Origin of the sequence: Rhizobium sp. 268, from assembly GCF_036571585.1 — a bacterium.
Lineage (GTDB): Bacteria > Pseudomonadota > Alphaproteobacteria > Rhizobiales > Rhizobiaceae > Rhizobium > Rhizobium redzepovicii.
In genome coordinates, this window is the sequence record NZ_JAPPSO010000029.1 from 22,765 (window position 1) to 34,688 (window position 11,924).

At 60.3% G+C, this 11,924-nt stretch carries 11 protein-coding genes and 1 pseudogene; 11 read left to right on the top strand and 1 reads right to left on the bottom strand.

What is annotated here, in order from left to right; genetic code table 11:
• Positions 1 to 4: 4 nt before the first annotated feature.
• Positions 5 to 736, bottom strand: coding sequence for a Crp/Fnr family transcriptional regulator (locus OS035_RS31495; RefSeq protein WP_097628299.1), 732 nt, complete (start codon positions 734 to 736; stop codon positions 5 to 7).
• A gap of 237 nt (positions 737 to 973) precedes the next feature.
• On the opposite strand from OS035_RS31495, the gene ccoN reads away from it, so the two are divergent.
• The 11 genes and pseudogenes from ccoN to ccmI all read left to right on the top strand — a co-directional run.
• On the top strand, positions 974 to 2,596 hold the full coding sequence (ccoN, locus tag OS035_RS31500; protein ID WP_097628300.1) for a cytochrome-c oxidase, cbb3-type subunit I: 1,623 nt from the start codon (positions 974 to 976) through the stop codon (positions 2,594 to 2,596).
• An 8-nt stretch (positions 2,597 to 2,604) separates the two neighbouring features.
• Positions 2,605 to 3,339, top strand: a complete 735-nt coding sequence (ccoO, locus tag OS035_RS31505) for a cytochrome-c oxidase, cbb3-type subunit II (RefSeq protein WP_097628301.1) — start codon at positions 2,605 to 2,607, stop codon at positions 3,337 to 3,339.
• An 8-nt stretch (positions 3,340 to 3,347) separates the two neighbouring features.
• Positions 3,348 to 3,500 (top strand): CcoQ/FixQ family Cbb3-type cytochrome c oxidase assembly chaperone, encoded by a 153-nt coding sequence (locus tag OS035_RS31510; RefSeq protein ID WP_003592769.1) that lies wholly within the window; start codon positions 3,348 to 3,350, stop codon positions 3,498 to 3,500.
• Position 3,501: 1 nt separating this feature from the next.
• A complete protein-coding gene (gene ccoP, locus OS035_RS31515; RefSeq protein ID WP_097628302.1) occupies positions 3,502 to 4,365 on the top strand; it encodes a cytochrome-c oxidase, cbb3-type subunit III in 864 nt (287 codons plus the stop codon).
• 446 nt (positions 4,366 to 4,811) lie between these two features.
• Positions 4,812 to 6,383 (top strand): cytochrome c oxidase accessory protein CcoG, encoded by a 1,572-nt coding sequence (ccoG, locus tag OS035_RS31525; protein WP_331814978.1) that lies wholly within the window; start codon positions 4,812 to 4,814, stop codon positions 6,381 to 6,383.
• Positions 6,380 to 6,866, top strand: a pseudogene (locus tag OS035_RS31530) (FixH family protein). The gene ccoG and the pseudogene OS035_RS31530 overlap by 4 nt, the downstream one beginning before the upstream one ends.
• Positions 6,863 to 9,151: a cation-translocating P-type ATPase gene (locus OS035_RS31535; protein ID WP_183777655.1), complete on the top strand. Its 2,289-nt coding sequence runs from the start codon at positions 6,863 to 6,865 to the stop codon at positions 9,149 to 9,151. The pseudogene OS035_RS31530 and the gene OS035_RS31535 overlap by 4 nt, the downstream one beginning before the upstream one ends.
• The gene (gene ccoS, locus OS035_RS31540) at positions 9,148 to 9,306 is read left to right on the top strand and encodes a cbb3-type cytochrome oxidase assembly protein CcoS (RefSeq protein WP_331814985.1); all 159 of its coding nucleotides are present in this window, start codon (positions 9,148 to 9,150) and stop codon (positions 9,304 to 9,306) included. The genes OS035_RS31535 and ccoS overlap by 4 nt, the downstream gene beginning before the upstream one ends.
• Positions 9,307 to 9,328: 22 nt before the next feature.
• Positions 9,329 to 9,994: a Crp/Fnr family transcriptional regulator gene (locus OS035_RS31545; protein ID WP_097628306.1), complete on the top strand. Its 666-nt coding sequence runs from the start codon at positions 9,329 to 9,331 to the stop codon at positions 9,992 to 9,994.
• A 192-nt stretch (positions 9,995 to 10,186) separates the two neighbouring features.
• Entirely contained in the window at positions 10,187 to 10,915 is a 729-nt protein-coding gene (locus OS035_RS31550) for a response regulator (RefSeq protein WP_375166084.1), read from the top strand.
• A gap of 13 nt (positions 10,916 to 10,928) precedes the next feature.
• Positions 10,929 to 11,924, top strand: a 996-nt coding sequence (gene ccmI / locus OS035_RS31555) for a c-type cytochrome biogenesis protein CcmI (protein WP_331814988.1), incomplete at its 3' end; no start/stop codon positions are given.

Consider the following 11,924-nt stretch of genomic DNA (forward strand, 5'->3'; position numbering starts at 1 on the left):
TCGATTAGTGGAGACTGACGCTATGGCAGGTTTTCTCTGAAAAATCATCCGGGTTGCCCGACAGCTCCTGCAGCCGGCGCAGGTTCACGATCCTCAGGTCGTGGCGCCCTTCCGGAAGGAGGACGTTGCGGGACGCAAGCTTGGTGATCGTTCGGGAGACCGTTTCGATGGTCAGGCCGAGGTAGTCCGCGATATCCTGTCGGTTCATGGGAATCCGCAGTAGGCCCTTGTGGACCTCGGCGTTGCGACGGGACACCAGTCTGGCGATGAATGTGCACAACCGCTCTTCGGCATTCTTCTTGGAGAGAAGCACCATCTGGTCATGAGCCGCGACGGTTTCCTTGCAGAGCAGGGAAATATATTCCGGACGCAGCAAGTCGCACCGGCCAACCTCCTCATTGAAGCTTTTGCGCGAAACGCGGCGGATCTTGCAGTCGGTGACGGCTTCGGCCGTGAACAGGAAGTCGCTCTGCAAAAAGGCGCCGATAACGTCGCCTGCGAAGTGGAAAGCGGTAATCACGCGGCGTCCTTCGCCGATGATGCGCTGGAGGCGGACGACGCCCTCCACGACTTGGAAGAGATGCTTCGCAGCGTCGCCTTCCCAGCAGATAGCCTTTCCAGCCGGAACGAGTTCAACCGTCGACATCTGGAATAACGAACCAAGCGAACGCCCGCCGCGCGCAATGTCCGAGGCGGCTTCGACTGGTTGGAAAGCTTGGCGATTCTGCATCAGCATCTTGGTGTCCCCGCGTTTTCGATGCCTGAAATAGACAGCACCCGCGTCACACCGGAATGATTGGCCCGTTGCAAATGGTGAGACTGTGTAACAGCATGTAACTGCGCCATGCCTGGGCGCCAAAGTCCTCGCTCTTTGACCTAGATCAAGGAGGCCGGGCCGCACCCATGACAGTCCTGCCTCAAAGTACGAGAGAGCCGGCCGCGACGCGGTCGTCTGCGCACTGGGGACGACATCATGAACTACACAACGGAAACAGTAGTGGTCGCGGTCGCTGCTTTCCTGGCCCTGCTAGGAGCCGCCTTCGCGCACGATCACCTATTTGCGGTCCATATGGGCATACTATGCGTCTGTCTATGCGCAGGCACCATATTACTGCTGAGGAAGGTCGACTTTTCGCCGGCTGGAAATCAGCCGAAGGCCGATACGTCGGGTTATTTCGACGAGGTCATCCGCTACGGACTGATCGCTACGGTCTTCTGGGGCGTCGTCGGCTTTCTCGTCGGCGTGGTCGTCGCTGCACAGTTGGCGTTCCCGGACCTCAATCTAGCGCCGTATCTCAACTTCGGCCGTCTCCGTCCCGTGCACACCTCGGCCGTCATCTTCGCCTTCGGCGGCAACGCGCTCATCATGACCTCCTTCTACGTCGTCCAGCGGACCTGTCATGCGCGCCTGTTCGGCGGCAGCCTCGCCTGGTTTGTCTTCTGGGGATACCAGCTCTTCATCGTGATGGCGGCGACTGGCTACGTCCTTGGCATCAATCAAGCCCGAGAATATGCGGAACCGGAATGGTACGTCGACGTCTGGCTTACGCTCGTTTGGGTGGCCTACCTAGCCGTCTATCTTGGGACGATCCTAAAGCGTCGGGAACCTCATATCTACGTCGCGAATTGGTTCTATCTTGGCTTCATCGTGACGATTGCGATGCTGCACGTGGTCAACAACCTTGCCGTTCCCGCGTCCTTTCTGGGCTCGAAGAGCTACTCCGTCTTCTCCGGGGTCCAGGACGCTCTGACACAATGGTGGTACGGCCACAACGCCGTCGGCTTTTTCCTCACCGCTGGCTTCCTTGGCATGATGTACTACTTCGTGCCGAAGCAGGCCAACCGACCCGTCTATTCCTATCGGCTGTCGATCATCCACTTCTGGGCATTGATCTTCATGTATATCTGGGCCGGCCCGCATCACCTGCACTACACAGCGCTGCCCGATTGGGCCCAGACTCTCGGCATGGTCTTCTCGGTCATGCTCTGGATGCCGTCCTGGGGCGGCATGATCAATGGCCTCATGACCCTTTCGGGGGCTTGGGACAAAGTGCGCACCGATCCGATCATCCGGATGATGATCATTGCCATCGCCTTCTACGGCATGTCGACCTTCGAGGGTCCGATGATGTCGATAAAGACGGTCAACTCGCTCAGCCACTACACCGAGTGGACGATCGGCCATGTGCATTCGGGAGCCCTTGGCTGGGTCGGCATGATCACCTTCGGGGCGATCTACTATCTGACGCCCAAGCTTTGGGGACGCGAGCGTCTCTACAGCCTGCGAATGGTCAACTGGCACTTCTGGCTCGCCACCCTCGGCATCGTCATTTACGCCGCCGTGCTCTGGGTGGCCGGGATCCAGCAGGGTCTGATGTGGCGCGAGTATAATTCGCAGGGCTTCCTTGTCTACTCGTTCGCGGAGACCGTGGCCGCCATGTTCCCATACTACGTGCTGCGCGTCGTCGGAGGCGGCCTCTATCTGGCCGGTGGGATCGTGATGGCTTGGAACGTCGTCATGACGATCCGCGGCCACCTGCGCGATGAGCTAGCTATTCCGACCGCTTACGTGCCCCAGGCACAGCCTGCCGAGTGAGGTGAAAAATGGCATCGATATTAGACAAGCATAAGATCCTCGAGAAGAACGCCACCCTCCTTCTTGTCGGTTCGCTCCTCGTCGTGAGCATCGGCGGCATCGTCGAAATCGCTCCTCTGTTCTATCTCCAGAACACCATCGAGAAGGTGGAGGGGATGCGTCCCTACACTCCTCTCGAGCTGGCCGGACGAAACATCTACATTCGCGAAGGCTGCTATCTCTGCCACAGCCAGATGATACGGCCGTTCCGAGATGAGGTGGAACGCTACGGCCATTACTCGCTGGCGGCCGAGTCCATGTATGACCACCCGTTCCAGTGGGGTTCCAAGCGCACCGGCCCGGACCTGGCTCGTGTCGGAGGCCGCTATTCGAACGAATGGCACGTCCAACATCTTTCCGATCCGCGGGCGGTTGTGCCTGAATCGATCATGCCAAAATACGCGTTCCTGAAGACGAACGAGATTTCGGTCAAGGACATCGGCATGGACCTCAAGGCCAATGAAGACGTCGGCGTTCCTTACACGGACGACATGCTGGCCAATGCTCAGGCCGACATGAAGACGCAGGCTGATCCGAACGCCGACACCACGGCGCTGCTCGAGCGCTATCCAAAGGCGAAAGTCGGCGACTTCGACGGCGATCCCGCCAGGCTGACCGAAATGGACGCCCTGGTGTCCTACCTGCAGATGCTCGGAACGTTGGTCGATTTCTCGACCTACGACGACGCGACCGGCTACCGATGAGGTGATCCATGGAAACCTATACTGCAATGAGACACTTCGCCGACAGTTGGGGTCTGCTGGCAATGGCCGCCTTCTTCGTGGGCGCCGTCCTCTACACCCTTCGCCCCGGCAGCAAGCAGACGGCCGCCGAAGCCGCCGATATTCCCCTGAAGGATGACTGAGATGTCGGAAAAGCATGTCGATGAAATCAGCGGCGTCGAAACTACGGGCCATGAATGGGACGGGATCCGCGAGCTTAACAATCCGATGCCCAGATGGTGGGTCTGGACGTTCTACGTCTGCATCCTGTGGGCCATCGGCTACGCCTTCGCTTATCCCGCGATCCCCATGATCACTTCTGCCACCAAGGGCTATCTAGGGTTCTCCAGCCGCGCCGAGCTCCAACAGGATGTCGACGTCGCCAAGGCGGGGCAGATGAAGTTTCACGATATGATCGCCACCAGGACGGTGCAGGAGATCGACGCCGATCCAGCCCTGCGCGAGTTCGCGATCGCCGGCGGGGCTTCGGCCTTCAAGGTGAATTGCGCGCCGTGTCATGGCTCGGGAGCCAGCGGCGGGCCGGGGTTTCCCAATTTGAACGACGACGACTGGCTATGGGGAGGCGACCTCGATTCCATCAACACGACGATCGCGCACGGTATTCGCTTCGACGGGGATGCAGACACGCACGTCTCTGAGATGCCGGCCTTCGCCGACATGTTGAGTCCAGATCAGACGAAACAGGTCGCGGCCTATGTCTGGGGCCTGACTAACACGCCCTCTAACCCAGCGGCTGCGGAAGCTGGCAAGCAGATATTCCTCGACAATTGCGCGGCGTGCCACGCCGAGAACGCCAAAGGCAAGGTTGACATGGGTGCTCCTGACCTTGCCGACGCGATCTGGCTCAAGGGACGAGGGGAGGACGCGATCGCCCGCCAGGTCACGGCGCCCAAGCATGGAGTGATGCCGTCGTGGGCTGCCCGTTTGGGCGACAGCACCGTGAAGGAACTGACTGTGTTCGTCCACTCTCTTGGCGGCGGGACCTGAAGGATACCAACATGACGACACACGACCATAATCCCTTGCTCGCTCTTTACGGCGTACCGCGCGCAGTCGTCCACTCGCGCGTTTCCGTACGCGCCAAGCCAATCGCGGCAGAGTCCGAACAGACGGACGCTGAAAAGATCGGGAATTCGATGGTAAGTTTGATCGGGCTCAAAGATCAGAAGCCGACAAGCAGGTAGACAACCTTCCCAGGACGTTCCCCGCAGTTCCTCCAGGCCACGCCTTTTCGTTCCGAGGCGTGGCCATCATTTAGGCCCGTCAAGGTGAGCCGACGCCAGCTTGCCGCCACAACGAAGGGCACCAACCCCTTGGGGCCGCGCTTCCTGTCCGGAGCGTGGCCCATTTTTTTCAGTTGTCATTCTTGACCTGGATCAAGGACGGGCTCTCGCAGAGCTGAGAAGAAGGCGGTGAAAATCGGACAGAGCGCGATGAATATCTACACAGCACCAGATCCCAGCCCGGTCGAACGGATAGACGCGGAACCCGTGAACGCCCGCGGCAAACGTAAACCACTTTATGCTGCCCGAAAGAAGGTATTTCCCAAGCGCGCCGAAGGGCGCTTTCGGCGTTTCAAGTGGATCGTGATGATGATCACACTTGGGATCTACTACCTGGCTCCTTGGATTCGCTGGGATCGAGGACCCTACGCGCCGGATCAGGCTATTCTGGTGGACCTGGCGTCACGGCGCTTTTTCTTCTTCTTCATCGAGATCTGGCCGCAGGAATTCTATTACGTAGCGGGCCTGCTTGTCATGGCAGGGTTCGGTCTCTTTCTCGTCACATCTGCCGTCGGGCGGGCGTGGTGCGGATATGCTTGCCCGCAAACCGTCTGGGTCGATCTGTTCCTTGTTGTCGAGCGGGCGATCGAGGGGGACCGCAACGCCCGCATGAAGCTTGATGCCGGGCCGTGGACTTTCGACAAGGCAAGAAAAAGGGTCATCAAGCACGCAATCTGGCTGATGATCGGCGTCGCGACAGGGGGGGCTTGGATCTTCTATTTCGCCGACGCGCCGACGCTTGTCGTCTCGCTTTTCACAGCGAAGGCACCTGTCGTGGCCTACGCGACCGTCGCTACTCTGACTGCGACCACCTACGTCCTCGGCGGGCTGATGCGCGAACAGGTCTGTACGTACATGTGCCCGTGGCCGCGAATCCAAGGCGCGATGCTCGATGAAAATTCTCTTGTCGTTACATACAACGATTGGCGCGGTGAGGCCCGCTCACGCCACTCCAAGAAGATCTTGGCTGCCGGTCAATCGGTCGGCGATTGTGTCGATTGCAACGCCTGCGTGGCCGTCTGCCCCATGGGTATCGACATCCGCGACGGACAGCAGATGGAATGTATTACCTGCGCCTTGTGCATCGACGCCTGCGATGGCGTCATGGACAAGCTGGGAAAGCCGCGTGGCCTCATAGCGTATGCGACGCTGAGCGAATACGCGGCCAACATGGCCATTGCGACGGACGACGGAAGAACGCCTGTCCAGCCCTCGAAGGTGCGGAATGCCGACGGCTCGTTCGTCGAGGCCATCCGGCATTTCGACTGGCGCATCATATTCCGTCCACGCGTGCTGTTTTATGCAGTCACCTGGCTTTTGATCGGCGTCGCCATGGTGGTCCATCTCGCAATGCGCGAGCGACTGGAGCTCAACGTGGTTCACGATCGAAACCCGCAATACGTTTTGGAAAGCGACGGCTCCATCCGCAACGGCTACACACTGCGAATACTGAATATGGTTCCCGCTCCACGCAGGATCGAGCTCAGCCTTTTAGGCCTCGACGACGGCGCCAGCATGCGCATTCCTGAACTAGCCAAGCAGGGCGCGCGGACCTTTATCATCGAAGCTGCGCCGGACGTCGCGACAACAGTCAAGGTCTTCGTGACGAGCAAACAGTCGACCGCCGCGATCAGCGAGTTCCTTTTTGCCATCGAGGACGCCGGACACTCCGATAGAGCGACCTATCGCGCCGCATTCAACACACCGGGAGACGCCAAATGACTACCTCCACCCAAGGATTCACAGGGCGGCACATGCTGCTTGCCACATGCTCGTTCTTCGCGGTGGTGATCGGCGTCAACGTGACCATGGCCTGGTTCGCCTCGTCGAGCTGGAGCGGGTCTCGTCGTCGAGAACACTTATGTCGCTAGCCAGGAGTTCAACGCCAAAGCAGCGGCGATGAAGGCGATGGCGGCGTCTGGCATCATCGGAAAACTGTCGCTGGCCGGCGGCCGCATCCACTACGACATCCGCAATCGCGACGGATCTCCCACGCTCGTCGATGAGGTGGCCGCAAATTTCAAACGCCCTGTGGGCGATCACGAGGATTTCCACGTCGCATTCACGAAAATCGGCGAAGGACAGTTTGAGTCCCAGCACCGTGTCGCCTCGGGTGACTGGATCGTCGAGGTCGTTTCGCGAAAAGAAGGCAGGGTCGTGATGCACGAGGCCTCCCGCCTCGATACCGCGGGGTTTGGCGAATGACGTGCTGCATGATGAACGCGGATGGAGTTCTCGCGATGAGCACCACATCAGTCAGCGCCGAGGAAATCGCGCTCGCAGCCCATTCTTTGGGCGAGGGACTACGGCAGCTCGATCTGAGCGTCCCCGATGTCCACTGCGGGAGCTGCATATCGGCATTGGAGAAGGCCCTTTCGGCGCTCCCCTACGTTCGGAAGGCCAGGGTGAACCTCACATCGCGGCGCGTAACCTGCGTGTACGCCGAAAAAACTGAAGATGGTGCTGCCGACCCGACTGGAATCATCGCCGCGATCAACGGCGCTGGATACCGCGCCCATCTCTTCACACCATTTGCCGCGGAGAACGACAAGACAAGGAACCAGCTTCTCCTCGCCGTCGGAGTATCCGGCTTTGCGGCCGCCAACATCATGCTTCTGTCCGTCTCGGTCTGGTCCGGCGCCGACGCTGCTACAAGGGATCTGTTCCATTGGATCTCGGCGATGATCGCAGCACCCGCGCTGGTCTACGCGGGGCGGTTCTTTTTCCGGTCGGCATGGAACGCGTTGAAGCATGGTCGCACGAACATGGACGTGCCGATTTCTTTGGCCGTGAGCCTTTCTTACGCGGTTTCGCTTTGGGAGACCGCCCATCATGGGGAACACGCATGGTTCGACGCGACCGTGTCCCTGTTGTTCTTCCTTCTTATCGGCAGGACGCTGGATCATGTGATGCGCGAAAAGGCCCGCGCTGCCATCAATGGGCTCGCCCGACTTGCGCCGCGTGGGGCACTGCTCCTGGCGCCCAATGGATCGCGCCGTTACGTTCCGCTTGATGAAATCGTCGTGGGAGATGAGATCGCCGTCGCGGTCGGCGAACGGATTCCGGTGGACGGAATGGTCGTCGTCGGCGAAAGCGATCTCGATCTTGCGATCGTTACCGGCGAAAGCACTCCGGTCGCCGTCGCCAGCGGCGTCGCGGTCAGCTCAGGTGCCATGAACCTCACTGGCTCGCTTGTCGTCCGCGCCACCAAGCTCTCCAAGGACTCTCTCTTGGCCGAAATCATCAGCCTCATGGAGGCTGCCGAGGGCGGGAGGGCACGCTACCGGCGCATCGCCGATCGCGCTGCCGCACTGTACTCCCCGGCGGTCCACCTTCTCGCTCTTGTCTCGTTTCTTGCTTGGGGGCTCATTGGCGGAGACTGGAAGCATGCGATGCTGGTCGCAGTCGCCGTGCTTATCATTACATGCCCATGCGCCCTCGGACTTGCGGTTCCCGTCGTCCAGGTCGTGGCGGCTGGCGAGCTTTTCCGCAGGGGGATCATGGTGAAAGACGGCTCCGCGCTCGAAAGACTTGCGGAGGTCGACACGGTCGCCTTCGACAAGACGGGCACTCTGACCATGGGCAGCCCAAGGCTGGTCCGGGTCGAAGCCGCCGACGAGGCGGATCTCGCGAAAGCGGCTGGACTGGCCGTCCACTCGAGGCATCCGCTGTCGCAAGCCCTGGCCAGAAGCGTCGGGCACGCTGGAACGCCATTCGAGCGCGTCAACGAAATCCCCGGCGGCGGGCTCGAAGCCGCGCGCGGCAGCGAGATCTACCGGCTGGGCAACGAGGCGTTTGCATGTGGCGCAATTCTACCGGGGTCGACGGTCGACAGCCCGCTCTCCGAAGTCGTGCTTTCCCACAACGGCGCAATGCTCGCGCGGTTCTTCTTCGAGGATGCGCTTCGCCAGGGTGCGCAAGACGCGATCAAGGAACTCGGGTCAACCAGGTTTGAAACGTTGATCATCTCAGGCGATCGCCAAAGCGTGGTCGACAACGTCGCACAGGTGCTCGGCATCAGCCGGGCGATGGGGGCGCTGACGCCACGGCAAAAGGTCGGCGAGTGTCAAAAACTGGGCGAATCCGGCCACCGCGTCCTGATGGTAGGCGACGGCATCAATGATGCACCGGCGCTTGCTGCCGCCCATGTGTCCATGGCGCCCGCCACGGCGTCTGACATCGGCCGACAGGCCGCCGATCTTGTGTTCTTCAATGACCGTCTGGATGCGGTCCCTCAAGCGATCGCAGTCGCGAGGCGATCGGCTGCACTGATACGCCAGAATTTTGCGCTAGCGATCGGATACAACGTGCTGGCGGTGCCGGTGGCGATCGCGGGTCTTGCCACGCCGCCGATCGCAGCGGTGGCAATGTCCACGTCATCGATCATCGTGGTGACCAACGCCCTTCGGCTCAACGCTGCCGCCACGCGATCCCGTGCCGGACGTTCGCCGAAACCGGCCGAGAGTGGCGGGGAGGCCAGAATCGCATGAACATGCTGATCTATCTCATCCCGATCGCGCTCTTCATGGGCAGCATAGGGCTTGCGGCATTTCTCTGGTCTCTTGGGAACGGTCAGTACGACGATCTTCAGGGGGCCGCTTGGCGCGTGCTCGCCGACGACGAGTCGGGTCCGCCGAAGTCGTAAGCCGTCATAGAGGGGGAAGGTGATGTTTACAGAGAACGAGATGTTGCTACGATCCGAGCTGTTCGAAGGGCTCGACGCCGATGCCGTTCGAAGTATGCTGGCGTTGGTGGAACTACGGACATTTGCGGTCAACGAACGAATAGCGGCCGAGGGGCAGCACGCCTCGCAGGTCTTCTATGTCGTAAGAGGCCTTGTCCGACTCACGAAAGCCGAGTCAGGCGGGCGTGAGGCCGACGTCTGCGTCTGCGAGCAGGGAGACACCTTTGCGGAATATCTCGTTCCCGGTGGCGACGTTTACGCGCAGGGCGCATGGGCGGCGGATATCACGGAGCTTGCACTATTCGATCTGCCCGGCCTGCGTCAACTCGCTGCCAAAAATAGCGGGGTGCAGCGCAATGTCATGCGGATCATGGCCCGGCATCTGCTCGGCTCGCTGGAATGCATAGCGGGCGATCGCTTGCACACTGCCGCCCAGCGGGTGGCCAACTACTTTGTGAGCTGTTGTCCGGAGGCAACGGCCCAGGCGACGTTCCGGCTGCCTTATCAGAAGCGGATTCTCGCCGGAAAGCTGGGACTCGCTCCCGAGGCTCTGTCGCGCGCTTTTGCCACGCTCTCCGATGCGGGAGTAGCCGTAAAGGGCAGAATGGTTTCCATCGGCAACGTTGCTTTGCTGAGAGACGCGTGCTGAATAACTGAAGGTCGTGGGCCTACATGCTGCGACCAGGCTCTTGCGTGACCTAACATGACAGCAAGCGGGAAGCCGCTCCTGCCGGCCTCGTATCGTGCGATGTGCACATAATCTCTACCCCGAACAGTGGCATTGCCCGCAATCCTGCGTTATCTCATTTCAAACACGGTCGCAGCGGGACGAATGAGTTACATGGAACCGGATCGTATTCTGGTGGTCGACGACGACGCTCGCATCAGACAGATGCTCGTCCGCTATTTTGAGGACAATGGTTACAGGGTGAACGCGGTTGGCAACGGCGCTGCCATGCGCGCTGAACTGTCGAAGGCGTCGTACGCCGCCGTTTTTCTCGACCTCGTGCTTCCCGGCGGAGAGAACGGGCTGGAACTGCTGAAGGAGTTGCGCAGCACGTCGGACGTTCCGGTGCTGATGCTCACTGGGCAGGACGACGTCACCGACAAGGTTGTGGGCCTGGAGTTTGGTGCCGACGACTATGTGGCAAAGCCGTTTCATCTGAGGGAACTACTCGCAAGGCTGAGGACTGTCCTCAGGAGACGCACTCCTGCCCCTCAGCCGGCCCCCACGCCGAACCCAGAGGAGGAAGTTCTCCGGTTCGACGGCTGGAGGCTCGAGGTTGGTCGAAGGAGACTTTCGTCTCCGCAGGGGGAGGATGTTTCCTTGACGACCGGAGAGTTCGATATGCTCCTCGTTTTCGCACGTAATCCGGGGCGGGTCCTGTCTCGTGACAAGCTGATGGACCTGACGAGAAGCCGCAGTCTGGAGGCCTTCGATCGAGCCATAGATGCGCAGATCGTCCGCCTTCGGAAAAAGGTCGAAGTCGATCCAAAGGAACCGATGATGATCCAGACGGTTCGCGGCGTGGGGTACGTCTTCACACCGCGTCCATCAAATGAGAGATAATTGATCGGGGTCAATGTTCGGTGTGTCGAACGTGCATACGGTCGGGCGTGCAATGGCTTCTGGACCGATGATCATCTGGATACTTTTCGCGGTGGCGACGACCGCCACAACTGCAGCTTTCATGCATCCGCTTTCGTCGGGTCGCCTCCGTCCCTTGAAGGACGGCCTGGATGCCCATGTCTATCGGGACCAGCTTATCGAACTGGAAAGTGAGTTTACAGCCCGTCAGATCGCTGCAGACGAGTATGAACTCGCCAAGGCGGAAGCGGCGCGACGGCTGTTCAAGGCAGTCGAGCGGCCGTACGTATCCGGAGGTTCACGACGCTCCCACGGCTGGGTTCGACTCGCGGTCGCGGTGTTCCTACCGCTTTTCAGCATCGGACTCTACGTTTCGCTAGGCTCTCCGGAGCTACAGTCTCGTCCTTTGCCAGCTAGGCTCTCCGAGCCCGGCCAGGATCTCCAGATCCTTGTCAAGAAGACACAGGCCCATCTGGTCGGCAACCCGGAGGATGGCCGGGGATGGGACGTCATTGCTCCCGTCCTGCTCAAAATGGGTCGAGCGGACGACGCGGCAGAGGCATATCGTTCCGCGATTCGTATCCTTGGGCCGAGCGTCCTGCGTCTGGAAGGACTTTCGCAGGCCCTGATGGCTCGTTCAAACGGAATTGTGGGGGAGGAGGTCCGCGTCGTGCTCCGGAGCCTGCTGAAGATCGATCCTGCAAACCCGCGTGCGCGTTTTTATATGGCGCTGGGACTCGAACAGGAAGGCAGGACGGCGGATGCGGTGGTAGCATTCGAGTCGATCGCCATGAAATCTCCCGCCAATGCGCCCTGGCTGCCGCTCGTCAATGAACACATTGCAAGGAACGGCGGAACTCCTGTGATCGCCACCGACAAATTCCTTGCCAATCCCACGCATGAAGATATCGCTGCCGCGCAGAGCATGAATGCCGGCGACCGTCAGCAGATGATCCGCGGCATGGTCGCGAGCCTCGACGCCAAGCTCAGC